Consider the following 24,078-nt stretch of genomic DNA (forward strand, 5'->3'; position numbering starts at 1 on the left):
GACTCTAGCGGTCATGGCCGGTCCGGGGACTATTCTGTCGGGGTGAACACTTACGATGCCGCCGCTGAACCGATCGATCCCGCTGCGCTTTCAGGTCAAACTGGGCCTTCAGATCAAACTGCGCTTTCAGCTGATGAGGAGTTGGTGGCGGAGCAGGCGCCGATGCCTTTGGCGGAGCTCCACCTTCACATCGAGGGGACGCTGGAGCCGGAACTGATCTTTGCGCTCGCGGAACGGAACGGGATCGAGCTGCCGTATGCGGACCTGGACGAGCTGCGGAGCCGGTACGAGTTCACCGACCTGCAGTCCTTCCTCGACCTGTACTACGCCAACATGGCTGTGCTGAGGACCGAGCAGGACTTCGCGGACATGACCCGCGCCTACCTGACACGGGCCGCGGCCGCCGGGGTGCGGCACGCGGAAATCATGCTGGATCCGCAGGCGCACCTCTCGCGCGGTGTCTCCCTGGAGACATGCGTCAACGGCGTGGCGTCGGTGCTCGCCACCTCCGAGGAGGAGTTCGGCATTTCCACGCTGCTGATTGCCGCCTTCCTGCGCGATCTATCCGAGGATTCGGCGCTCGAGGTCTTGGAGGGGCTGCTGACGATGAACGCACCGATCGCCGGCATCGGCCTGGACTCAGCAGAGGTGGGCAACCCGCCGTCGAAATTCACCCGGCTGTTTGCCCGGGCCGGCGAAGCAGGCCTGCGGAAGATTGCGCACGCGGGGGAGGAGGGCCCGCCTTCGTACATTGTGGAGGCACTGGATATCCTGGCGGTGGAGCGGATCGACCACGGGATCCGGTGCATGGAGGATCCAGAGCTCGTGGAGCGGCTGGTCGATGACCGCGTGCCGCTGACGGTCTGTCCGCTGTCGAATGTCCGGTTGCGGGCTGTGGACATGCTGGCCGCCCATCCGCTGCCGGCGATGCTGGCCGCCGGGCTCAACGTCAGCGTGAACTCGGACGACCCTGCGTACTTCGGCGGTTACGTGGACACCAACTTCGCCCAGCTCGAATCGGTCCTGGGCCTGTCCGAGTTCGACCGGGTCAGGCTCGCAGCGAACTCCATCAGGTCGTCCTTCGCCAGCGAGGAGCGGAAGCACGAGCTGCTGGCCGAGCTGTCGGGTTAGGACCCGGTCCCACCCGTCTGGCCCCCGGCCGTGGAACCACTGTGAGCCGCTGCAGGTGCGCCCGTCCGGATGATCCACCAGCCCAGCGCCGCCATGACCAGACCGATGGGGATCCCGTAGGGAGGCAGTCCCGCGTTGTAGCCGAGGAAGCCGGCGACCACGAAGGCCACACCGATCCACGCGGGGAACATGCGTGAGCGCCAGCCTGCGATGCCGAAAAACATCCAGCCCACGGCGAAAAGGACGTAGCTGGAGAGCCCGCCGACAGCCAGCATGCCGGAGCCGCCCGCGAGGATCGCGCCGGGGGCGACGTCGGCGATCCAGGGACCGGCGAAGCCGTCGAACCACATGTTGCCGGCCATGTCCAGGGTGCCCACCAGAGCGATGCAGAAGCCGACGGCGCCCAATCCGCCTGCCCTGCCTCCGAGCCGGAAATAGACGGACACCAGCGCGAGGGTGAGCCCGATAAAGACCACCCAGTAGAGCGCGTTCGCGACCTGGAAGGGCGCCTGTCGCATCATCTCGATCCGGTCCAGGCTCCTGTTCGCGGCGAGCAGGCGGGCCACGTCGACGGCGGCGAAGGCGAGGCCCGAAACCAGGGCGATGGGACCGGCGGCTCTTGCCAGCGGTGAGGACATTGTTTCCTCCTGACTTGGGTGGGATTGCCGGGTCCTGAACGGGACCGCCGGCTGCGTGCGCCTGGTGGCGTGCGATCGGTGCCGATCACACGGTGCCAATCACCCGACGTCGTTCACGTGGGACGCATCCCCAGCGGGAAACGCCCGACGGCGGTGGCCGAGCTGGGTGCCTTGCGCCAGGCCTGGCGGTCCAGCACCACTGTGGTAAGCACCGCGAGGACGACGGCCAGGAAATAGATCAGCTCCGCGCGGCTGGCGTCGGCGGTGGCGAAACCGAAGGAACCGACGGTGAACGTGCCTTGGCTGTTGTGGAACAAAAGTGTCAGGAGGACGCTGCCGCCGGTGCGGTTGAAAAGCCACACGTAGAGGAAAGTGATGGCGAATGTCGTCGGCAGGCCGATGGCGCCCAGCCCGTTGAAGAGGACCAGCGGCAGGTGCCACAGCGTCACGAGGGCGCCCAGGACCGCCGCGGACAGCAGTGGCGGACGGGATGCCTGGAGCAGCGGAAGGGCGTAACCGCGGAAGCCGGGTTCTTCACCCAGTGGCCCGTCCAGCGGGTTCACCAGCCGCACGGCGAACACGGTCATGAGCCCGCCCCACGTCAGCCGTTCGAGTCCCGGGGCGGCTGCGCCGAGTGCCATGGTTATGAGCCCGGTGACCAGAACCAGTGCCACAGGGAGCAGAAGCGCAACGGCGTACCAGATCCAGCCCACGCGCCATCGGATCAGCCGCCGTCCCCATGCGCCGAACCCGGTGCGTCCCTCCGTCAGGGCTATGACCACGATTGCCGCGGCAAGCGGACCCACCGGCAGGAATTCCATGCGCGGCATCAGCCCGGCCGCGAAGAACGGCCACGAGGCCCAGGAAATGGCGTAGGCCAAAATGAAGAAAGCCAGAAGCCTGTGGTGTTTTAGCCAACCCATTGCGGCTCCAACCCGTCTCAGGTGCTCCAATTGTCCGCCCCCGCGCCGCAGGAGCGCCAGCAGGAAGGACCGCCCAGCCGGGCAGTGCCGTCCAGCCGGGCAACGCGCAGTCCGGCCAGCAGCGGTCCGAATGCTTGCAGGCGCCTTCCATAACTGCTAGTCCTGTGAGGGAGGCAAAACTGCGGCGATGGGTGCCGCGGACAGCAGTACCGGGACGATGCCGAGTCAAGGAGTGTGCAGCATGCCGCGCAAGAACCCAGACGTTGAAGAGGCGGACGAGAAGGACCTCGAGGTAAGCAAGCCGAAGGAATGGGCCGCCGGCATCCCGGGCGTGCTGCACTCGATGCAGCCAGCCATCAAACATATGGGCCTGGGCAGGACAGAGAAGACGCTGCTGGCCCTGAACCAGAAGCACGGCTTCGACTGCATGAGCTGCGCCTGGCCGGACCCGGACCACCGGAAGACTTTTGAGTTCTGCGAAAACGGGGCCAAGGCCGTCACCTGGGAAGCCACACCGGTGGTGATTGAGTCGGACTTCTGGGCCGAGCACCCCGTCAGTGAACTGCGCCAGAGAACCGAGTACTGGCTCGGGATGCAGGGCCGCCTCACGGAGCCGGTGTACAAGCCGGCAGGCGAAGACCATTACCGTCCCGTGAGCTGGGACGAGGCATTCGGGATTCTGGGCCGGAAGCTCAACGGACTGTCCAGCCCGGACGAGGCCGCCTTCTACACAAGCGGCCGGACCTCGAACGAGGCCGCCTTCATCTACCAGCTGTTCGTGCGGGCGTTCGGCACCAACAACCTGCCGGACTGCTCGAACATGTGCCACGAATCGTCCGGCTGGGCGATGGGCCAGACCATCGGCATCGGCAAAGCCACCATCACCTATGATGACTTCGCCAAGGCGCAGCTCATCATCATCATGGGGCAGAACCCGGGCACCAACCACCCGCGCATGCTCACGGCGCTCGAGGAGGCCAAGGAGGCGGGCGCGGAGATAGTGGCCGTCAATCCGCTGCCGGAAGCCGGGCTGATGCGCTACAAGAACCCGCAAAAGGTCAAGGGCATCATTGGCCACGGCACCGACCTCGCGGACCAGTATTTGCAGATCCGGGTGGGCGGCGACATGGCGCTGCTGCAGGCCATTTCGAAGCGGGTCCTCGACGCCGAGGCAAAGAATCCGGGGACCGTGCTGGACCACGACTTCCTGGCCGAGCACTGCGAGGGTCTCGAAGAACTCAAGGCGCATCTCGACGGGCTTGATGAAGAGGCCGTCCTGGCCGCCACCGGGCTCCGCAGCGACGAAATCGACGAGCTGGCTGCACGGTATCTGAAAGCCGACCGGGTCATCATCACGTGGGCCATGGGGATCACCCAGCACAAGAAGGGTGTGGCCACCATCAAGGAGATCATCAACCTTCTCCTGCTGCGTGGAAACATCGGCAAGCCGGGCGCAGGCGCCTCGCCAATCCGTGGGCACAGCAACGTGCAGGGCGACCGGACCATGGGTATCTGGGAGCAAATGCCGCCGGCCTTCCTCGATGCGCTCGGCAAGGAGTTCAGCTTCGACCCGCCACGCGAGCACGGCGCTGACGCTGTGGAGACCATTCGAAGAATGCGCGACGGCGGGATCAAGGCTTTCGTGGCATTGGGCGGAAACCTGGTGGCCGCCATTTCGGACACGCATGCCGCAGAAGCGGCAATGGAGAATACAGACCTCACGGTTCAAATCTCCACGAAGCTGAACCGCTCGCACACGGTGACTGGCAGGGAAGCCCTCATCCTGCCCACCATGGGACGCACGGAAATCGACGTCCAGGAGTCCGGTCCGCAGTTCGTGTCCGTGGAGGACACTGTGTGCGCCGTTCACCCTTCGGCGGGGCGGGTGCAGCCCGTGGCACCGAACCTGCTGTCCGAGGTGGCGATCGTCTGCCGGATCGCCCGGGAGACGGTGGCAGGGAAGTCCAGCGCGGACTGGGCAGGGTTCGAGAAAAACTACGACCTCATCCGCGAGCACATTTCCCATGTGGTGGCCGGCTGCGAGAACTACAACGACAAGATCCGGCAGGAAGGCGGCTTTGTCCTGCCCAATGGCCCGCGCGACTCACGGACCTTCCCCACACCCACTGGCAAGGCCGTGCTGACGGTCAACCATTTGGAGAGCATCGACCGGCCGGCCGGCACGCTGATCCTGCAGTCCGTCCGCTCGCACGACCAATTCAACACCACCATCTACGGGCACAACGACCGCTACCGGGGCATCAAAAAGGGCCGCGACGTGGTGTTCGTCAGCCCCGAGGACATCGCCGAACTTGGCCTCAGGGACGGCCAGTTTGTGGATATCCACGGCGTGTATGAGGACAACGTGGAGCGGGTGATGCGGAAGCTGCGGATCGTTTCGTACCCCACGGCCAGCGGCTGCGCGGCCACCTACTACCCGGAGGCCAACGTGCTGGTGCCCCTGGACAGCGTCGCGGAGGGAAGCAACACGCCGGCGTCCAAGGCCGTGATCGTGCGGTTGGAGCCCAGCGCGGAGACCGGGCAGAGCCCGGAGCCTGCGTAGAGCCCGGCACAGAGCCCGGCGGCTACTGGGCGGTGCTTGACCAGCCCTCGCTGTCGGGGCCGCCTTCGGTGCCGTGCTCACACAGCCGCAGGGCGACGTCGGCCGCCGATTGCACCGCCTCCTGCGGCGATGCGCTGCTGCCGTGTGCCTTGAGCCCCGCTGCATAGCCGACCAGGAGCGCGGTAAGCGGACCGGCCTGCCCGTTCACCGCGCGGGAAGACTCGTCGGCCAGGCGGGCGACCAGCTGCTGGTCCACCTTGAGATCCAGGATCTGCAGCGCCTGGGTGAGCCGCTGGCTCCACTGCGCGAGGTCCTGGTCTGTGGCGCCGATCCCGGCCTGGCCGGCGGAGGCGGTTCCGCCGTCGCCTTCGGTAATGCCTGTCATTGGATTCCCTTTCTTGCCTGTCTCTTGCTCGTTGGTGCCAATGCTCCGACGGGCGGGGCTGGACTCTACGTGTCTATCGAGGCCATGTGCGGGTAGCGCGCGCCCGCGGCTGCGCCTGCCGGGGCCAGTTCATCAAGGCGGGCCAGGTCACCGGGAGAAAGTTCGACGGCGGCCGCGCCCAGGTTCTCGGCGAGGCGTTCGCGCTTCTTGGTGCCGGGAATGGGGACGATGTGCTCGCCCTGCGCGAGCAACCAGGCCAGGGCGAGCTGTGCCGGAGTGCACTGCTTCTCATCTGCGAGTTCCTTGACCCGGTCCACAAGCTGCAGGTTGCGGTTCAAGTTTTCGCCCTGGAAGCGGGGAGAGTGCCGCCGGAAGTCGTCCGGGTCGAAGTCGTCGGGGCTGCGCAGCTGGCCCGTGAGGAAACCCCGGCCCAGGGGGCTGTAGGGCACGAAGCCGATCCCCAGTTCGGCCAGTACCGGGAGAACCTTCGTCTCCGGCTCCCGCTCCCAGAGTGAATACTCGGTCTGCAGCGCGGTTATCGGATGGACGGCGTGCGCCCGGCGGATGGTGTCGGCGCTGGCTTCGGACAGCCCCAGATGCCGGACTTTACCGGCCTCGACGAGCTCTGCCATGGCTCCGACGGTGTCCTCGATTGGGACGGTCTTGTCCACCCGGTGCTGGTAGTAGAGGTCGATGTGGTCCACGCCGAGCCGCTGCAGGCTCGCGTCGCAGGCGGCGCGGACGTAGTCGGGACGGCCATTGATGCCCACCCAGGAACCGTCCTCCAGCCGCTCGTTGCCGAACTTCGTGGCCAGGACAACATCGGAACGCCGGCCGGCGATGGCCCTGCCCACCAGCAACTCGTTCGCGAAAGGACCGTACATGTCTGCGGTGTCCAGCAGGGTTCCCCCGGCGTCGAGGAAGGCGTGGATGGTGGCGACGGACTCGCGGTCATCGCCGGTTCCGTAAAACTCGCTCATGCCCATGCAGCCGAGGCCGAGGCTGGAGACGGACAGTGAACCAAGTGTGCGGGATTCCATGGGGCTCTCCTCAGGAAGGTTGCGGGAGTGGCTCAGGGAGGTGCGGTGTTGTCGCCACTATAAGGCGCTTCGGGGCATTTTTGCTCCACCCTTGTGGCGCGGAAACGCCGCCGGCCCCGGGTCTCCCGCATGCTGGCGCGGTTTTCCCGGCGGCTGGCGGCGGTGCTGCTTCCTGAAATGGTGCAGGAATGCGCTGCAAAGTGAATCCACGGGTCCGGACGGATCCGGGTCCGGAAGCGCGTCCCGGCGCCAGCGGCTATGGCGTGGGGCTGCCGCCGTTGACGTTCAGGGTCTCGCCGACCACGAAGCTCGACTCCGCCGAAGCCAGGAACACGTACGCCGGGGCGAGTTCGGCAGGCTGTCCGGCACGGCCCAGGGGAGTGTCCTTGCCGAACTCGGGGAGGGCTTCCTTGGGCTGGCCGCTGCTGACCTGCAGTGGCGTCCAGATCGGCCCGGGAGCCACGGCGTTCACGCGGATGCCCTTCGGGGCCAACTGCTGGGCAAGTCCCTTGGTGAAGTTGTTGATGCTGGCCTTCGTGGTGGCGTAATCAAGGAGCGTTGGTGACGGGTTGTAGGCCTGGATCGACGTCGTATTGATGATTGTGGAGCCGGCGGGAAGGTGCGGCACTGCGGCCCGGGTGAGCCAGAACATGGCATACACGTTGGTCTTCTGCGTGTGGTCGAACTGCTCGTCGGTGATGTCCCCAATGTCCTCCTGGGCCACCTGCTTGCCGGCGTTGTTCACGAGGAGGTCCAGTCCGCCCAGTTCCTGCAGTGCGGTATCCACCAGCTTCTGGCACGTTGCGGCATCCTTGAGGTCGCCGGGCACTTTCACGGCCTTGCGGCCGGCCTTCTCGATCAGGTTCGCGATCTTTGCGGCGTCTTCTTCCTCCTCGGGTAGGTAGGAAAGCACGACGTCGGCCCCTTCCCGGGCGAACGCGATCGCCGTCGCTGCACCGATGCCTGAATCGGCGCCTGTGACGATTGCCCTCCGGCCCTCGAGGCGTCCGGTGCCGCGGTAAGTGTCCTCGCCCAGGTCGGCCTTGGGTTCAAGCTTGGCGTCCAAGCCGGGCTCGGGCTGGTGCTGCTTGGGCGGCTCGATGTGCTCGTAAGCGGTGACAGGATTCTTGAACGTGTACTGGTCGGTCATGGTTCTCCTCCGGATGGTGTTGAACGCGGACAGGATCATCGTGTTCCGGGCACTGCCGGCATCGCCACTAATGCTAAGCATGCTTACCGTCTACCCTAACGAGGCGACGGCGGTGCCGCCAGTGGTCCGGTAATTCGGATGGCGGGGCGGGACATCTCTCTGCGAGCGGTGCGCGGCGGCCTCTTCCGCGGGCTTCATCACCTCACTAGGCTGGCAGTCCCAGCCTTGGCGAGCGGCCGCCGGCGCCAATCCTCAAGGGCAATCGAAACGCGGTAATCCAAGGAGTGAAGCGATGGACGACCAGGACATTCTGCAGCGCATCCAGGCGCTGGTTGACGAAGAACACCAGCTCCGTGAGCCGTCAGCGTCGAGCCCGGCTAGTGGCTCCGGCGTGAACGGATCCGACGACGATGCCGACGTTCAGCGTGAACGCCGCGCCCGGCTGCGGCAGGTGGAAGAGGCGCTGGACCAGTGCTGGGACTTGCTGCGCCAGCGCCGGGCAAAGGCCAAGGCGGGCGAGGATCCCAACGAAGCAGACGCCCGCCCCGTCAATGAGGTGGAAGGCTACGTGCAGTAAGAGGCCGGTGAAATAGACGGAGCTATTGTTCCTGGCCGCTGTGCATTCCGTCGTCGCTGCTGTCTGCGGAAGCCGCGTCACCGGTGTCGTCGGAGAGATCCATGCTTCCGCGGGCTTCCTCCATGGTTGGCCCGCCGGATGGGACGTTGTAGCGCTCTGGGCGAATGCCGTGCGACTGCTCCTCGATGAGGGCCTGCTCCTCGCTGAATCGGATGGCGTTGGCGTCGTCGCCCGCGTCGCCGGGGCCGTCATCCCGAATCTTCGAAGGGTCCGGAACGATAAAGCCGTCTGCGTTGCTGCTGTGTTCACTCATCAAAATCATTCCTTCCAGCTGTTGAGTCGCTCTATAAGGTCAGCCTACTTTCTATTTCTGCCGCCGCGTAATAAGCCGGGTGGTGGAAAAACGGAGGCGGGAAGCACCTTCGGGAGCCCGTATAACCGAGATTTCCGGCTCACTTCAGGTGTTATCTCCGTCATAGTCGGTCACGACACACAATGTTAACCGAGCAAAGTCGTCAGATTCGCCCAGTCCTTGGCAAACTACTGGGGGAACAATCGCTCTGTAAGGGGAACCATGCGCAAGACTGCCGCCGAAAACACCAACATCCGCCTTAAGGCCGTGCTGGACGTTCTGGCAGAGGGGGTGTTGTCCGGTGAGTCGCAGAACGCCGGCGCCGTGCTGGCTGAAGCCCTCGTCCGGGTACCGCTGAACGCCTACGAAGCTGAACTCCTCAGCGGCGGCATTCCCCGGGGCCACAAATCATTGACCACCGCTACCGCCAAGCTGGTCAAGGCAGGCTGGCTGGTCAAGGGACGCTCCGGCTGGACCATCACCGAGGACGGCCAGCGTGCAACGGTCGCCTTCCCGGACGCGGCCAGCTTCTCGGCAGCGCTCGACGCCGGCACTCCGGTCCCTGCCGACACGCCTCTTCCGGTGGCCCCACTTGCCAAGCCGGAAGCCAAGAAGGCACCCGCCACGGCCGCAGCAGCAAAGGCCGAGAAGGCCCCGTCCAAGGCAGCGAAGGTCGTCGACAAGGCCGCCAAGCTGATCGAGGATGCAGTCGCTCCCGTAGCCAAGGCTGTCCGGAAGAAGGCAGCGGACGACGCCGAAGCGCAGGCTCCCGCGGTCGAAAATTCTGCGGAAACCCTCGACCAGCCCGCCGCCGTGGCAGTGGCCGGCGACTTCAACACCCTGCTGGGTGCCCCGGAGAACTGGGCGCCGCAGTACGACGAAGCACAGATGAAGCTGGACGAGCTGGACAAGCTGTGGAAGCTTTCGGCTGAAATCCCGGCCGGTTACTACAACTTCAAGATCGCCCTCAACCGTTCCTGGGATGAGAACTACGGCGCCTTTGGGGCGTTCGATGGCGCCAACCACGAACTGCACCACTCCGGCGGCCAGCTCACCATCCGCTACGACCACCGGACCCGGGACATCACCGTCAACTAATTCCACCGGCCAAGCCCCGCTGCAGCACCATGCTGCCGCGGGGCTTTTCCGTTGGGAGGGTCAGCGCGTTCCGGCCCGGCTCGTTACTAATGAGTTCGGACCCGGTTCGTTATCGATGGCAACTCTTTGGATGCGATGCTCTCCGGTCTCTTTCCCGGCCGATGGATGAAAGCCCAGAATGGGGAGCACGTTCGCAACTCAAGGAGGAGCTTTGCGCCATACAGGGAATTTGCGCTGGTCAGGGCCTTTGTCCTGGTCAGAGACTTTGTCCGGAGCCGCCGTGTTGGCCGCGGTCGTTGCACTTGCCGGCTGCGGGGCGCCTTCCTCTGGTGGGGGAGGGTCTGCGGCGCCTACAACCTTTGTCTCTGCCTCGGACGCGGCCTCCGCGCCGAGCGGAACAGCAACGGCAAGCGGAACAGCAACTGCAACTGACAGCCCGGCGACGGCCACTGCAACGGCGTCCGCAACGTTGCCTGAGGGCTGGAAGACCTTTACGACGTCGGACGGCAAGTTAGCCTTCGACCTTCCGTCCGAGTGGACCGTCAAGGATCCTGCCGGACAGACTCCGCAGGGCGGCGGAGTGTTCGTGGAAGTCCGGAACGCCGCCGGTAAGTCGATGGCAACGTTGCGCACCAACATGGTGGTTGGCGCCGAATGCCTGAAGAAGCAGCCGTACGGCATGTACGACTCCGTGCCGCTCCCGGCATTGAAGCAGTCCGGCAGCACGCCGCGGTTCACCTTCGAGTCCCGGCAGGATGACACCGCTACCGACCCCGCGAAGATGACGATGCTGGCCTACGGCATCACCTCGGCGCCGGAACCCACCGGTCCCACTGCCTGCCCGATAGCCCATTTCTTCAGCTGGCCGCCAAGCGGGGCGATGTTCGGCGGCATCTACAACCCGTTCGACACCACACCGGGGAACCCGCCCAACGTGGACACCCCTGAGGCATACATGGAGACCCCGGAATACAAGAACATCCGCGCCATGATCACCTCGCTCCGCCCAGCCGGCTAAGCCCCCGGCCGCCCCGGTTCCGCTGGTCGAACCTGTCGAGACCAAGGCCGCCGGCCGAACGTGATTCCGCTGGTCGAGCCTGTCGGGACCAAGGCCGCCGGCGCTACATTGGTTCCATGACTGACTCGAAGGCAGCGGACCCGGACAGCGTCCGCCTCACAGTGCGTGTCACGGGAATGGTCCAGGGTGTCGGCTTCCGCTACTGGACCGCGCGCAAGGCCGACGAGCTGGGCCTGACCGGTTCGGTCAGGAACGACGACGACGGTTCGGTCGCCGTCGTTGCGGAGGGACCCCAGCCGGACATCGTCGAATTCAGGCGCTGGCTCGGGTCATCCCAGGCTCCGGGGAGAGTGGCGCACGTCGACGAGAAAGTCTCCCCGGCCGAAGGCGGGTTCAGGAGCTTTCAGGTAGTCAGCTGAGTCACCCCTGGCTGAGCTGGGTTGCCCCCTGGCTGTGTCACTACTTGGCTGAGTTACCAGGGCTGAGCCCCAGGAAGGCCCCGAGTTCCTCGAGCGCGAAGGGCCGTGAGGGCATGTAGTTCGTCAGCTCGGGGGAGCGGACGATCACGGCCCGCCACTGGCCCCGCGACACAGCCACATTGATCCGGTTGCGGTTGAGCAGGAACTCGGCTCCGCGCGGTGCCTCCGCAATGGCCGAACATGCCATGGACACGAGCACCACCGGGGCTTCCTGGCCCTGGAACTTGTCCACCGTTCCTACCCGCACGCCGGACAGGCCCTCCTGATCCAGGGCGTGCCGAATCACCTGCACCTGGGCGTTATACGCGGCCACCACCAGGATGTCCTTGGCTTCCAGCCGCCGGATCGGCTCGTCCTTGCCCGGCGTCCACTTGAGCCCGATATGCTCGCGTGCCAGACCGACAATCGCCGCAGCCTCTTCCGCTGAGCTCGTGGTGTTGCCGGCATGCGGCACCAAGACGGTTTCCACGCCCGGCGGCACCCCGTCGAGATGGCGCAGGGATGCCGCCGGGGCGGACTCCAGCCTGCCGTCGTAGCTGAGCACCGACACCTTCCGGCAGAGCTCGGGATGCATCCGCCAGGAGTCGGCGAGGAAGTAGCCCAGCTCGGCAGGCATCGTGGCATGTCCGGCTGACAGCCATCCCAGCGCCGACTCATCGACCGGCTCCGGGTGGGAGCCCTGGGTGACCTGCGGAAGCTGCTGCGGGTCGCCGAGCAGCAACAGCCGCTTTGCGGACCGGGCCACTGCCAGGGTGTTGGCCAGCGAATACTGGCCGGCCTCATCAATGACCAGCAGATCCAGTGACCCTGCTGGCACGAATTTGCCGGTCATGGTCCATGCGGTTCCGCCAACCAGGCAACCGCCGTCGGCGTCCAAATGCCTAGCAATGTCCTCGTCGGAGACGCACGTCCAGGGCACATCGTGTGGCTGCGCCAGCCTCTTGGCCACCACGCCGGGGTCCGCCCCGGCTTTCTCGATCGCCGTGCAGAGCATGTTCTCGACGACGGCGTGGGACTGGGCGACCACGCCCACCTTCCATCCGGCGTCCACGAGCCGGGCAATGACGTGGGAGCCGACGAACGTCTTGCCGGTTCCCGGAGGTCCCTGCACCGCGAGGTAGGAGCGGTCAAGGTGTTCCAGCGCCTGGGTAATGGCAGAGATGTAGTCGGCTCTGCCCGCAGCATCGTGGCCGACCGCGGGCAGGCTGGGGATGCCGGCCAGCCGGGGTGCTGTCCGGCGCAGGATGTCCACGCCGGGATGCTTGGGAAGTTCTGGCAGCGAAGAGCCCACAGCCTGCGCGAGTTCCGCCAGGGCCGCCTCGATGCTGACGGTGGGAATGGGGCGGTCGTCGGTCAGCGCCATGGGCAGCTGGAAGTACGGTGGCACCTTGCCCGTGGACTTCTCCGTGATGGTGATGACGGTCCGGCCGGGCTGATCGGGATGGTCCTCCACGGCAACTACGTGTGTGCCGAAGATGCCGTCACGGGAAGGCGGCATCGCGGCCCCGTGGAGTGCTGTTGTTGCTGCACCTTCCGTGGGCCCTGCGGCACCCGTGCCCGTTCCGGTGCTCCCGACCGCTGGGCCGGCGCCTGCAGACTGACCGGTCACCGCGCGCCTCGGTGTCCGCCCGCCATCGACCTCTCCCAGGCCCTCGGGCAGGGGGTCCTCGAACATCCGGAACCAGGTGGAGCCCGGCTTGAATTCCGATCCCTCGCTCATGATCCCGGTGAGCCGCAGGGTGCGGGACTCCGTCCGGGCGCGGGCGGTGGGTGGCGCCCAGTTTGAGGCCACCTCGGCCGCTTCCACGATGAAAACGTTGCGCTGGTCCCGCCACCTGTCCACCTCCGATTCGAGGCGGTCGAAGTGCTCCCACCAGAACTGCTTGCGCTCCCGGCGGTGGTACCCGGTGGCTGCCGCGACCATGGCCACGGCCTGCTCGTCCGCAGTCAGCTCGCGGTGCTCCGGGATGGCGTCCAGGAAGGCGCGCAGGGCTGCTTCCTCCGGTGAAGGCTCCGCGTCCGTAACGGCATCCGGGGGTGTTTGGGAGCCAGCCGCCCCCGGACTGGCGGCAGTAGCCCCCGGACTGGCAGCAGTAGCCCCCGCACCCGCCGTGCCCACTCCGGCCGTGTCCAGGCCGGCCCGGACCAAAGCGCCAGCCTCGCCAGTCATGGCAGGCGCACCGCCACGCAACTGCAGCAGCCAGTCCCGCAGGCGCAGCGTGGAAAGGCAGTCGTACTGGTTGTAGTCGGAAATGGAGGCAAGAATGGCGGCCGCCTCCGCCTGCGTCTCAGGGCCGGCGTCGCGGGCCTCGCAGTAGGCGGCGTAGGCCACCACCGAGGCCCCGGCGTCCTTGACGTCCCCGGACCGCAGGTTGTCTCCCATGTAGAGGGGCTCGAGCTTCTTGATGGAGTACGAGGCCTCGGAAATCCGGAGTGAGTGCCGGACTGTGGCATAAAGGTCCACGAGGAGCCCGTCCCGTAGCCACGAATCCACCACGTCCTCGCCGGCGACGTGGTTCAGGGAGAGGTTTCGCAGGGCCGTCTTTTCGTAGGGCGCGTAGTGGTAGACGTGCATGTCCGGATACTGTGCCCGGCGCTCCTCAACGTAGGCCAGGAAATCCAGGAATGCCTGGCGTTCGCCCGCCCGGGAGTGGGCCCAGAACGGCCGGAAGACCGGTTCCTGGCCTGGCGGATCTGTGGGCCGCGGGGCCTCAATCACGCCGAAGAGGTATTCCAGGCCCCATTGGCCGGCGGGATCCTGCCAGAGCGGGTCGCCTTCGAAGTCGAAGAAGATGTCGCCGTCACTCGGGGCAGGCATGCCGGCCAGCGCGTTCTCTGCCAGCACCTTGTAGGCTACGGTGTGCGGCTGGCCCTCCTTCACGAAGGTCCGTGAGCCGTCGGCTGCGTCCAGGCTGGTCTGCATTCTGGCCTGGTCACGGAGGCGCCGCCGCGACCCTGTAGCCAGGTGGAGAGGGAGTTCGGCGAGGGCGTCGATGGTGGTGATGCCATCCGCCACAAGCTTCTTCCGCTGGACGGAGGTCATGCCGGCAACCATCAGCAGGTCTCGGTGCCCGGCCACCTGCTCGGCGCAGTAGTCGCACCTGCCGCAGTAACCGACCCCGGGCTGCTGCCACGCTACAGGTGCCTCACCATGACGGTGCGCGGCGGTCAGTTCGCGGAAGCGCGCCCGGCGCTCGCGGTAGACGGGCAGCAGATCGTCCAGCGAGTGCGAGCTGTGCTCCATGTTTCCGAGCACCAGGGTGACGCTCGGGGCGGGTTCCAGCCCGAGCCCGATCAGCTGGTCTCCGTAGGCTGCAAGCTGCAGCAGCGCACCCACCTTGGCATGCCGCGCCAGCTTGGTGTCCCAGACCGCGTACCGCTGTGCACCGCGGTCCCCGTCGGGCAAAACAGCGCCAGGCACGCCAGAACCAGCCAGGTCAGCTTCCTCCCGCACCAGGAAGTCTGCGTAGCCGAGGAATTCGCCGTCGAAGAAGGTGGCCTGGAAGACGACGTCGGCGCCGGTGCGGAGGGCAGTGGCGGTTTCGCGCGCCTTGTCCGCCAGGTCGGCCCGGTCCGTCGATCCGCGCTCCACGCAGTAAACCCCAGTCCCGCGCGAGGCATCCCATGGGCCGTAGCGGTCGATGAGGGCGGCAAGCACCTTGTGCTCGTGGAGGTCGCCAAGCTTGCCCGCCCGCGCCTGCATCTCGTCGGCTGGGAAGTCGGCTTTGGGGGAGCGGCCCAGTTTCTCATCCAGGATCCGGAGCGTGCGGTATTCGCACTCGCTTGCGGCCACGAGGTCGCTGGCTGAGAACACCAGGTCAGCCGGCGCTCCCGGCGTGGTTGGGTGGAGCAGGAACATGGGGCCTCCCCATTGGCAGCCTCGCTCCGGGACGGTTCCCGGTGCGCTGGTTTGAATCTAGCAAGAGGCTATGACAACCAAGCCGCACCGGCCGGGAGTTGCGCCAATGTGGGACCCTACATGCCTGAGCGGGTTACGTGACGGGCTGCTTGCCGTTGTGGGAGTAGGTGAGGCAGTCGGCGTTGTCCGGGCCGGGGCCAACGTGGACTTCGGGAGCCTTGCACATGAGGTGGTCGTTGTGGACGCATTCCGACCGCTGGCAGGCGCCGACGCCGGCGAGGACCTTCGGAAGGCCGCCGTGAATGCCGGTATCGATAAACGTGGCGCACGAGGCGTGGTCTGTGCTGCCGGCGACCGTGATCGCCTCGGCGTTACATTCGGAGTGGTCGTTGAAGGAGCAGTTGGTGACGCTGCAATCGGCTACATGCGTGCTCATGGGATTCCTCCACGGTTCCGGACGCCCCGGCTGGGCGACTCGCTGTTCCCAACGTAGGCCCGATGGCTCCGATCAAAAAGACCCAATTGTGTTGCGTAATTGACGTAATTGCGGCAGCACGCCCAGGCGGGGCCGGGCCGGACCCGTGCGCGGCCTGGCAGGGCCCCAAAGCCGGGCCTGGCAGGGCCGCAAATCCGGGCTCGGAGCGACAAAGAAACGCTGCGAGGGGCCGCTCTCAATTTCCTGCCTCGACGCCCATGGACCGCATGCGGGCACAGTTCTAGACTGGCAGGACCCTCCACTTTTAAGGCCCGACGGCGTCGTCCGGCCTTTCAAGGAAATGCCCTGGAGGGCGCATCACATCACTCAGGAATTCACCGCCGACCCTTCACGGGGAAGGGTCCGTGACGCCAGGAGGAAAGAGATGGAAGGGAACAAAGCCGTTGCCTACAAGGGACCCGGCAAAGTGGAGGTCATCGATATCGACTACCCCACTTTTGAACTCAAGGACGGGCCGGGCGTAAATCCGGCCAACGTGGGGCGCCAGGTTCCCCACGGCGCAATCATCAAAACGGTGGCCACCAACATCTGCGGCTCGGACCAGCACATGGTCCGCGGACGGACCACGGCGCCACCGGACCTGGTGCTGGGCCACGAAATCACCGGTGAAGTGGTGGAGGTGGGCCCCGGCGTCGAATTCATCAAGGTCGGGGATATCTGCTCGGTGCCGTTCAATATTTCGTGTGGCCGGTGCCGGAACTGCAAGGAGCGCAAGACCGGCATCTGCCTCAACGTGAACCCGGACCGCCCGGGCAGCGCCTACGGCTACGTGGACATGGGCGGCTGGGTGGGCGGCCAGGCCAACTATGTGCTGGTGCCGTACGCAGACTGGAACCTGCTCAAGTTCCCGGACAAGGACAAGGCAATGGAGAAGATCCTGGACCTTGCGATGCTTTCGGACATCTTCCCCACGGGCTTCCACGGCGCCGTGTCGGCGGGGGTCGGTGTCGGCTCCACCGTATACGTCGCGGGTGCCGGTCCTGTGGGACTGGCAGCGGCGACCAGCGCGCATTTGCTCGGTGCCGCCGTCGTAATTGTGGGCGACATGAACAATGACCGGCTGGCGCAGGCCCGCACGTTCGGGTGCGAGACAGTGGACCTTAGCAAGGGCGGCCCGGCTGAGCAGATCGAACAGATCCTGGGGGTTCCCGAGGTGGACTGCGCCGTGGACGCCGTCGGCTTTGAGGCGAAGGGCCACGGCCAGGGCGCGAAGGAAGCCCCGGCCACCGTGCTGAACTCGCTGATGGACATCACTGCGGCCGGTGGCGCGCTGGGCATTCCGGGGCTGTACGTGACGGGTGATCCGGGCGGCATTGACGAGGCTGCCAAGAAGGGTGCGCTGAGCCTGAGCCTCGGCACGGGCTGGGCGAAATCGCTGAGCTTCACCACGGGCCAGTGTCCGGTGATGAAGTACAACCGGCAGCTGATGATGGCCATCCTCAACGACCGCGTGCACATCGCCAAGAACGTCAACGCGAAGCCGATCCTGCTCGAGGACGCACCGAAGGGCTACGCCGAGTTCGACGCCGGTGCCGCCACGAAGTACGTGCTGAACCCGAACGGGTACCTCAGCTGACGTAGGGCAGCGATGCGGGGCCGCATGCAGTTTCCACTTACGGGTTGAGCAGCACGCGGCCCCCATTGCCGTAGGCGTGGAGTAGGGCCAGACTCGTGGAAAGACCTACCCAGCCGCAGGAGGAGATCCATGAACAGCCAGCCTGACGAAACCCCGCTCGAAGTCCCGGAAGTCGACGCGTTTGAGCAGCGCCAGTCGGCGGGCGGGGAGTCCGGGGAGGAGGAACAGCAGCCATGGCCCGAGGACGTTCCCGAGGCAGACGCCCTGGAGCAGCGGACCCCGCTGCGGTCCAACGGCCCGCCGGTGCCGGACCTCTCCGCCGAGGAAGCGGCCGAAGCTGACGCCATTGAGCAGGCCGCCGGAACGCCTGGCAGCGACGAGGATGACTACCCGTTCGCGGGCGAGGTGCCGGAGGAGGAGTGAGGAGCGGCCCGCCCGGCCGGGCTTCGGGCGCGGCGGGCCTGGTTACTTGGTTCCGGCTGCAGCGCCGCCACACTGCGCCAGGACGGAGGCCATCGCGGTGCGTTCAGCCTGCGTCACCCACAGCTTGTACTTCGCCTTGACCGAAATCTGGCGCGCGACATATGGGCAGCGGTAGGCCCGGCTGCCGGGCAGCCAGGTGGCGGCGTCGCCGTCGGACTTCTGCTGGTTGGCGGGGCCGGAAACGGCCAGTAGGTTCAGCGGATCGTTGGCGAGGGCAGTCCGCTGTGCCTTGCTGAGGCGCTGGGCGCCCTTCTGCCATGCGTCGCTGAGGGCAACAATGTGGTCGATCTGGACCGCGCTGCTGGTCTTGCTGCCGCGGGTGAAGGCGATGGTGGTGGCAGTGTACGGATCCGCCAGTGAGCCCGTCAGGACGATGCAGTTGTTCGTTCCCGGCTTGAGGGTGGTCTTGGTGAGGTCCCGGGCAAGGATGTCGTTGCGGGTGTCGCAGCCGTTGTGGTCTGTGTCCGACCACGCCGGCCCGAACTCCTCCCGGCTGTAGCCCGTTTTCGGGGCGCGGCCCTTGACGGGCAGGGTGGCGAGGAGATCGGCTGCTTTAACGGCGAATCCGGGCACGTTCGCCGCTGACCCGCCGGGGACAGCGCCCGACGACGGCTCCCGGGTTGCGCTGGTTACCCCGCCGCAGGCGGTCGTGGCCAGGAGGACGGCGGCAAGGGCGCCGGCTGCAAACCAGTTCCTCCCGCGGGGACGTACGTGGTGCAAGGCTGTTACTCCCGGGGCGCTGGTTGTCGATTCAACGGTCGATCGTACTGGCCGGCTGGAGGGAGTTGGCGGTGCCACGCCGATGACGTGCCGAAAACGCAGAGAGCCCCGCACTGCCTGACGGCGCTGCGGGGCTACTCCTAGCGGCAGGACCACCCCGGATGGGGGATACGTGGTGGGCCTGCCTCTAGGTTAGAGAAGTTTCCTGAGAATTGGCTAGGAATGTGCTGCTTTCCCGGTTGGTTCGCATGCCCGCTCCGCCCTTGGGTGAAGCTACTCGTCCTTGACTTCACCGCCGGGCTAAACCACTGTTGAAATCGCACTGACCAGCAGGTTTTTTCCTTCAAAGGAGATGCGTCATGACTCTTCCCGCAGGCCTGACTCCCGGTATTTGGACACTCGACATGTCCCACAGTGAGATCGGCTTCAGCGTACGGCACGCCGGCATCAGCAAGGTCCGCGGGCGGTTCCGGGAAGCAACCGGCGAAGCCCACGTGCGGGACTCTCTGGCCGATTCGTCATTGCATGCCACGGTCAGTACCGCCAGCTTCGATTCCGGTGACGCCAACCGTGACGCCCACGTGCGCGGGGAGGACTTCTTCGACGTCGAGAAGTTCCCCGACATGCACTTCAAGGGCACCCACATCGAGGGCGACGGCGAGGACTACACGCTGACGGGCGACCTCACCATCAAGGGCATCACCAAGCCGGTGGAGCTCGAGGTCGAATTCACGGGCGTGGCCGTCGACCCCTTCGGCGCCACCCGTGCAGGCTTCTCAGCCGAGGCCGAGATCAGCCGCAAGGAGTTCGGCCTGACATGGAACGCGGCCCTCGAAGCCGGCGGCCTCCTGGTCAGCGACAAGGTGAAGATCAACCTCGAGGCTGCATTGGTCAAGCAGGGGTAAGCCGTCGACCCCTGATCGAGCTTGTCGAGATCAAGGGCACCTGGTTTCGACGAGCTCAACCAGCGGGATTAGGAAAGCCGGGCGATGCTGCGGCGGACCGGACGTGACGCAGTGCCGTCCGAGAAGAGCTCGGGTGATGATGCCTGGATGCGTTTGACGTCCTCGAAGACGCCGCGCAGGTGCACCCGCAGGGAGCTGTCCGCTTCGGGGCGGTTGTCGGCTTCGAGCGCGTCCACCACGGCGGTGTGCTGGTCAATCAGCGTGGACACGGGGCGGGTGTCGATCAGGCTGAGCCGCCGCGCGCGGTCCAGGTGGGCCTTGGCGGAGTTGACCGCGGTCCAGGCAGACTCGTGCCCTGCCAGGCGGAGGAGCTCGCGGTGGAAGTCCTCGTCGAGCCGGAAGAACTCTTCGACGTCGCCGTCGGCTTCCGCGTCCCGCTGTGCAGCCAGGATTTCGCGGAGTCCGGCGAGGCCGGAGGCGTCAACCACCGCATCCTTCAGTGACGCGCATTCGATGGCCTCACGGACGAACTGGGCCTCAGCCACCCGTCCCAGATCCACGAGCGAGACGAACGAGCCGATCTGCGGGAAGACCTGCACCAGGCCTTCCTCGCGCAGCAGGATGAGACTTTCGCGCACGGGCGTCCGGCTGACGCCGAGTTCCTGGGCCAGCTCGTTCTCGGACAGCGGCTCGCCGGGAGGGAGCTGCAGGGAGATGATGCGACGCCGGAGCGTGTCCAGTGTCTGGTCCCGCACGGAAAGCCGCGGAGACTGCCCTTTTTCGGGTTTGCCGGTTGCCATGCATCCAGTCTAGCCAGCGTTGACAAACTAGAATGGTAGTGCTTGTATGGTAGTCAGCAAATGGCCGCAGGACAGCTCTCCCGTCCTCTAAACCGGCCACCTTCAAGGCAGAACTCTCCACCCCCCTTCTTCATCACCTGCAAAGGAGCAACTGATGACCGAGAGCATCGCACCGCCCACCGCCAAGACCGAAACGAGGACCACCAAGGACCTCGCGAAGGTAGCGGTCTCCGGCTGGCTCGGAACGGCCATGGAATTCATGGATTTCCAGCTCTACTCGCTGGCCGCGGCCATCGTCTTCAACAAGATCTTTTTCCCTGATGTCAGCCCGGTCATCGGCCTCATCGCAGCGATGGCAACCTACGGCGTCGGCTACGTGGCCCGCCTGGTCGGCGCCATCTACTTCGGCCGCATGGGCGACAGGATCGGCCGCAAGAAGGTCCTCTTCATCACCATCGCCCTGATGGGTGCGTCCACCACGCTCATCGGTGTCCTGCCCACCTACGCCATGGTGGGCATCTGGGCCCCCATCCTCCTCGTGACACTGCGGCTGATCCAGGGCTTTGGTGCCGGCGCCGAAATCGCCGGTGCCACCGTGATGCTGGCGGAATACGCCCCGGCCCGCCGCCGCGGCCTGATCTCCTCGCTCGTCTGCCTCGGCACCAACTCAGGCACCCTTGCCGCGTCCGCACTCTGGGCCATCCTGGTGGCCGTACTCTCCGAGGAGCAGCTGCTGACCTGGGGCTGGCGCCTGCCGTTCCTCGCAAGCTTCCTGCTGATGATCTTCGCCGTCTGGATCCGCCGCTCCCTCAAGGAGAGCCCGGTCTTCGAACAGCGTGAGGACGTCGTCGACGGCGTCGCACTCGCCAAGCGCGACCTCGCCGCCGAAGCAAAAGCGGCCCAGTCCACCAGCACGATCGAAGCCGCGCTGCACCAGCGCAAGGGCAAGTCCTTCCTGATCGCCCTCGGCCTCCGCTTCGGACAGGCCGGCAACTCCGGCCTCATCCAAACCTTCCTCATCGGCTACCTGGCCACGGTCCTGCTCATGAACAAGTCCGTCGGCACCACGGCCATCATGATCGGCTCGATCATCGGTTTCGCCACTATCCCGCTGATCGGCATCCTGGGCGACCGCTTCGGCCGCCGGCCGCTCTACATGATCCTGAGCGCCACCACCGCAGTCTTCGCAATTCCCATGATGCTCATGGTCACCAGCGGCAACCCGACTCTCGTCACCATCGCCATCGTCACCGGCCTGAACCTGGGCGTGCTGAGCCTCTTCTCGATGGAGAGTGTCACCATGGCCGAGTTCTTCGGAGCCCGCACCCGCTTCACCCAGCTCGCACTGGCCAAGGAAATCGGCGGGATCCTCGCCACCGCCATCGGCCCGCTGCTCGCCGCCACACTGACCGCCGTCACCGGGCACTGGTGGCCGCTGGCCGCCATGCTCATCGGCTACTCGCTGATCACGCTGGTCTCCGCAGTGGTTGGCCCCGAGGTCCGCGGCCGCGACATGGTCCGCCTGGAAGACGCCGCGTGAAAGCAGTAGTCGTCCACGGCGCCAACGACCTCCGCATCGACGAACGCCCCGAGCCCGTCGCCGGGCCGGGGGAGGTTGTGCTCGACGTCGAATGGGGCGGGATCTGCGGTTCGGACCTTTCCTACTGGCGCCACGGCGCCTCCGGGACCGCGCAGCTGAAATCCCCGCTCGTCCTCGGCCACGAGGTGGCCGGCAGGATTGCGCAGGTTGGGGACGGCGTTGAAAACCTCGACGTCGGCCAGCCGGTCACCGTCCATCCCGCGGAACTCGTGGGGGACGGGATCATGCCGGAGCGGCTCAGCGGCCGGACCAACCTGTACCCCCGGATCCGGTACTTCGGATCGGCAGCCTTCGACCCGCACACGGACGGCGGATTCAGCGAACGTAAGCTGGTCCGCGCGTCGCAGATCCGTCCGCTTCCCGACGGCGTGGACACCCTCCGCGGGGCACTCGCTGAACCGCTCGCCGTCGCCCTTCACGCCGTGGGCCGGCCGGGTTCGCTCGCTGGCCGGGACGTGCTGGTCAACGGCGCCGGGCCGATCGGATCCCTGGTGATCGCCGCCGCCAAGTACGCCGGCGCGCGGACCGTCATCGCCACGGACATCAACGACGCCTCGCTCCGGATCGCCAAGGCCATGGGCGCGGACGAGGTCCGCAACCTCTCGGACGGAGCAACGCTGCCGGAGGACGTGGAGCTCGTGTTCGAGGCGACCGGGATCCCCGCCGTGCTGGGCGGCATCCTCCGGGCCACCGCCCGGGGCGGCACCATCGTCCAGGTGGGCAACCTGCCCGGCGCGCCCGCTCCGGCCGCGCTCGGGGACCTCGTGACCCGGGAAATCACGTGGATCGGCTCCTATAGGTTCGCGGACGAGATCACCGACGCGCTCAAGGCAATGGCCGAAGGCCTGGACGTCTCGCCCGTCATCACCCACAAGTTCGGCATCGACCAGGCCGCTGAAGCCATGCGGGTCTCTGCGGACCCGGCAGCCGGCAGCAGCAAGGTCATGCTCCGCTTCTCCTGACCCAGGTTTCGACAGGCTCAACCAGCGATACCGCTGATCGAGATCAAGGGCTCACAACGCCACCTGCTGCCACCTACTTGCAATACTCGACACACCAAAGGACCCACCAGTGAAGATCACCGACGCACGCGTAGTGGTTTCGTCGCCAGGACGGAATTACGTCACGCTCGTTATCGAAACCGAGGACGGGATCACCGGCATCGGCGACGCCACCCTCAACGGACGTGAACTGGCTGTGGCGTCCTACCTGTCCGAGCACCTCTGCCCGCTGCTGATCGGCCGGGACGCCCGCCGCATCGAGGACACCTGGCAGTACTTCTACAAGGGTGCCTACTGGCGCCGCGGGCCGGTGACCATGACCGCGATCGCCGCGATCGACGTCGCACTTTGGGACATCAAGGGCAAGGCCGCCGGCATGCCGGTGTACGAGCTGCTGGGCGGCGCCGCCCGCGAGGGCGTCATGGTCTACGGCCACGCCAGCGGCTCCTCGCTGGAGGACCTGGGCGCCGACTTCCAGCACCACCTGGACCTCGGATACAAGGCCATCCGCGCGCAGGCCGCCGTCCCGGGGCTGGAGAAGACCTACGGGATCGCGCCTGTGGACGGCAAAACCTATGAGCCCGCCAGCGGCAACATCCCGCAGGAGGACCTGTGGGAGACGACGGCGTACCTGGACTTTGCACCGAAGATGATGGCCCATGTGCGGGAACAGTTCGGCTACGGCGTGCACGTCCTGCACGACGTTCACCACCGGCTGACGCCCATCGAGGCCGGCCGGCTGGGCGCCTCGCTGGAGCCGTTCCGCCCGTTCTGGATCGAGGATCCGACGCCGGCAGAGGACCAGTCGGCGTTCCGCCTGATCCGCCAGCACACCACCACGCCGATCGCGGTCGGTGAGGTGTTCAACTCGATCTGGGACTGCCAGCAGCTGATCACCGAACGCCTGATCGACTACATCCGCACGTCCGTTTCACACTCGGGCGGCATCACGCACCTGCGCCGCATCTTCTCGCTGGCGGACCTGTATGGCGTCCGCTCGGGCTCGCACGGCGCCGGCGACCTCTCCCCGGTGTCCTTCGCCGCGGCGCTCCACGTGGACATGAGCATCCCCAACTTCGGCGTCCAGGAGTACATGGGCCACAGGGATCCGGCGAACGAGGTGTTCAAGACCTCCTACACCTTCACCGACGGTTACATGCATCCAGGCGACGCCCCGGGCCTCGGCGTCCAGTTCGACGAGGAGGCCGCCGCCGCGTTCCCGTTCGAGCCCAAGTACCTGCCCATCAACCGGCGCCTCGACGGGTCGGTGCATGACTGGTGAGC

General features: G+C 66.2%; 22 protein-coding genes. 12 read left to right on the forward strand and 10 right to left on the reverse strand.

What is annotated here, in order from left to right:
• The first annotated feature begins 162 nt into the window (after window positions 1-162).
• Window positions 163-1,131, forward strand: a complete 969-nt coding sequence (locus AC5RWD_RS00605; protein WP_494018172.1) for an adenosine deaminase — start codon at window positions 163-165, stop codon at window positions 1,129-1,131.
• On the opposite strand, the gene AC5RWD_RS00610 is transcribed toward AC5RWD_RS00605, so the two are convergent.
• Window positions 1,128-1,769, reverse strand: coding sequence for a hypothetical protein (locus AC5RWD_RS00610; protein WP_494018173.1), 642 nt, complete (start codon window positions 1,767-1,769; stop codon window positions 1,128-1,130). The two genes, AC5RWD_RS00605 and AC5RWD_RS00610, sit on opposite strands and share 4 nt — an antisense overlap.
• A gap of 113 nt (window positions 1,770-1,882) precedes the next feature.
• Complete coding sequence (locus AC5RWD_RS00615; RefSeq protein WP_494018174.1) at window positions 1,883-2,692, reverse strand: CPBP family intramembrane glutamic endopeptidase; 810 nt, start codon at window positions 2,690-2,692, stop codon at window positions 1,883-1,885.
• A 241-nt stretch (window positions 2,693-2,933) separates the two neighbouring features.
• Between AC5RWD_RS00615 and AC5RWD_RS00620 the strand changes: the two genes are divergently transcribed.
• Window positions 2,934-5,255, forward strand: coding sequence for an FdhF/YdeP family oxidoreductase (locus AC5RWD_RS00620; RefSeq protein WP_494018175.1), 2,322 nt, complete (start codon window positions 2,934-2,936; stop codon window positions 5,253-5,255).
• A gap of 22 nt (window positions 5,256-5,277) precedes the next feature.
• Here the strand turns inward: AC5RWD_RS00620 and AC5RWD_RS00625 are convergent, their stop codons facing one another.
• The 3 genes from AC5RWD_RS00625 to AC5RWD_RS00635 form a co-directional block, all read right to left on the reverse strand.
• Window positions 5,278-5,640 (reverse strand): DUF6457 domain-containing protein, encoded by a 363-nt coding sequence (locus AC5RWD_RS00625; RefSeq protein ID WP_494018176.1) that lies wholly within the window; start codon window positions 5,638-5,640, stop codon window positions 5,278-5,280.
• A 65-nt stretch (window positions 5,641-5,705) separates the two neighbouring features.
• Window positions 5,706-6,680, reverse strand: a complete 975-nt coding sequence (locus tag AC5RWD_RS00630; RefSeq protein ID WP_494018177.1) for an aldo/keto reductase — start codon at window positions 6,678-6,680, stop codon at window positions 5,706-5,708.
• Between the two features lie 256 nt (window positions 6,681-6,936).
• A complete protein-coding gene (locus tag AC5RWD_RS00635; RefSeq protein ID WP_494018325.1) occupies window positions 6,937-7,830 on the reverse strand; it encodes a glucose 1-dehydrogenase in 894 nt (297 codons plus the stop codon).
• Window positions 7,831-8,122: 292 nt separating this feature from the next.
• Between AC5RWD_RS00635 and AC5RWD_RS00640 the strand changes: the two genes are divergently transcribed.
• Window positions 8,123-8,407 (forward strand): DUF2630 family protein, encoded by a 285-nt coding sequence (locus AC5RWD_RS00640; protein WP_494018178.1) that lies wholly within the window; start codon window positions 8,123-8,125, stop codon window positions 8,405-8,407.
• A 22-nt stretch (window positions 8,408-8,429) separates the two neighbouring features.
• Here the strand turns inward: AC5RWD_RS00640 and AC5RWD_RS00645 are convergent, their stop codons facing one another.
• Window positions 8,430-8,720, reverse strand: coding sequence for a hypothetical protein (locus AC5RWD_RS00645; protein WP_306921234.1), 291 nt, complete (start codon window positions 8,718-8,720; stop codon window positions 8,430-8,432).
• A gap of 261 nt (window positions 8,721-8,981) precedes the next feature.
• On the opposite strand from AC5RWD_RS00645, the gene AC5RWD_RS00650 reads away from it, so the two are divergent.
• The 3 genes from AC5RWD_RS00650 to AC5RWD_RS00660 all read left to right on the forward strand — a co-directional run bounded on the left by AC5RWD_RS00650 (window position 8,982) and on the right by AC5RWD_RS00660 (window position 11,294).
• Window positions 8,982-9,857 carry a pullulanase X25 domain-containing protein gene (locus AC5RWD_RS00650; protein ID WP_494018179.1) on the forward strand — a complete coding sequence of 292 codons (876 nt, stop codon included), beginning with the start codon at window positions 8,982-8,984 and terminating at the stop codon, window positions 9,855-9,857.
• Between the two features lie 469 nt (window positions 9,858-10,326).
• Window positions 10,327-10,875, forward strand: coding sequence for a hypothetical protein (locus AC5RWD_RS00655; RefSeq protein WP_494018180.1), 549 nt, complete (start codon window positions 10,327-10,329; stop codon window positions 10,873-10,875).
• 116 nt (window positions 10,876-10,991) lie between these two features.
• Window positions 10,992-11,294 (forward strand): acylphosphatase, encoded by a 303-nt coding sequence (locus tag AC5RWD_RS00660; RefSeq protein WP_494018181.1) that lies wholly within the window; start codon window positions 10,992-10,994, stop codon window positions 11,292-11,294.
• 40 nt (window positions 11,295-11,334) lie between these two features.
• Here the strand turns inward: AC5RWD_RS00660 and AC5RWD_RS00665 are convergent, their stop codons facing one another.
• On the reverse strand, window positions 11,335-15,213 hold the full coding sequence (locus AC5RWD_RS00665) for a TM0106 family RecB-like putative nuclease (protein WP_494018182.1): 3,879 nt from the start codon (window positions 15,211-15,213) through the stop codon (window positions 11,335-11,337).
• Between the two features lie 133 nt (window positions 15,214-15,346).
• Complete coding sequence (locus tag AC5RWD_RS00670) at window positions 15,347-15,649, reverse strand: DUF1540 domain-containing protein (protein ID WP_494018183.1); 303 nt, start codon at window positions 15,647-15,649, stop codon at window positions 15,347-15,349.
• 424 nt (window positions 15,650-16,073) lie between these two features.
• On the opposite strand from AC5RWD_RS00670, the gene fdhA reads away from it, so the two are divergent.
• On the forward strand, window positions 16,074-17,285 hold the full coding sequence (fdhA, locus tag AC5RWD_RS00675) for a formaldehyde dehydrogenase, glutathione-independent (protein WP_494018184.1): 1,212 nt from the start codon (window positions 16,074-16,076) through the stop codon (window positions 17,283-17,285).
• Between the two features lie 129 nt (window positions 17,286-17,414).
• Window positions 17,415-17,708: an Rv3202a family protein gene (locus tag AC5RWD_RS00680; protein WP_494018185.1), complete on the forward strand. Its 294-nt coding sequence runs from the start codon at window positions 17,415-17,417 to the stop codon at window positions 17,706-17,708.
• A gap of 42 nt (window positions 17,709-17,750) precedes the next feature.
• On the opposite strand, the gene AC5RWD_RS00685 is transcribed toward AC5RWD_RS00680, so the two are convergent.
• On the reverse strand, window positions 17,751-18,488 hold the full coding sequence (locus tag AC5RWD_RS00685) for an HNH endonuclease family protein (protein WP_494018186.1): 738 nt from the start codon (window positions 18,486-18,488) through the stop codon (window positions 17,751-17,753).
• Between the two features lie 359 nt (window positions 18,489-18,847).
• Between AC5RWD_RS00685 and AC5RWD_RS00690 the strand changes: the two genes are divergently transcribed.
• The gene (locus AC5RWD_RS00690; RefSeq protein ID WP_494018187.1) at window positions 18,848-19,393 is read left to right on the forward strand and encodes a YceI family protein; all 546 of its coding nucleotides are present in this window, start codon (window positions 18,848-18,850) and stop codon (window positions 19,391-19,393) included.
• A 68-nt stretch (window positions 19,394-19,461) separates the two neighbouring features.
• Here the strand turns inward: AC5RWD_RS00690 and AC5RWD_RS00695 are convergent, their stop codons facing one another.
• A complete protein-coding gene (locus AC5RWD_RS00695) occupies window positions 19,462-20,193 on the reverse strand; it encodes a GntR family transcriptional regulator (protein WP_494018188.1) in 732 nt (243 codons plus the stop codon).
• A 154-nt stretch (window positions 20,194-20,347) separates the two neighbouring features.
• Between AC5RWD_RS00695 and AC5RWD_RS00700 the strand changes: the two genes are divergently transcribed.
• From AC5RWD_RS00700 to manD, 3 genes are all read left to right on the forward strand, one after another.
• The gene (locus AC5RWD_RS00700; protein ID WP_494018189.1) at window positions 20,348-21,733 is read left to right on the forward strand and encodes an MFS transporter; all 1,386 of its coding nucleotides are present in this window, start codon (window positions 20,348-20,350) and stop codon (window positions 21,731-21,733) included.
• A complete protein-coding gene (locus AC5RWD_RS00705) occupies window positions 21,730-22,755 on the forward strand; it encodes an L-idonate 5-dehydrogenase (RefSeq protein ID WP_494018190.1) in 1,026 nt (341 codons plus the stop codon). The genes AC5RWD_RS00700 and AC5RWD_RS00705 overlap by 4 nt, the downstream gene beginning before the upstream one ends.
• Window positions 22,756-22,864: 109 nt before the next feature.
• Window positions 22,865-24,076: a D-mannonate dehydratase ManD gene (gene manD, locus AC5RWD_RS00710; protein ID WP_494018191.1), complete on the forward strand. Its 1,212-nt coding sequence runs from the start codon at window positions 22,865-22,867 to the stop codon at window positions 24,074-24,076.
• The last annotated feature ends 2 nt before the right edge of the window (window positions 24,077-24,078 follow it).

Source organism: Arthrobacter sp. CMU6, from assembly GCF_059090205.1.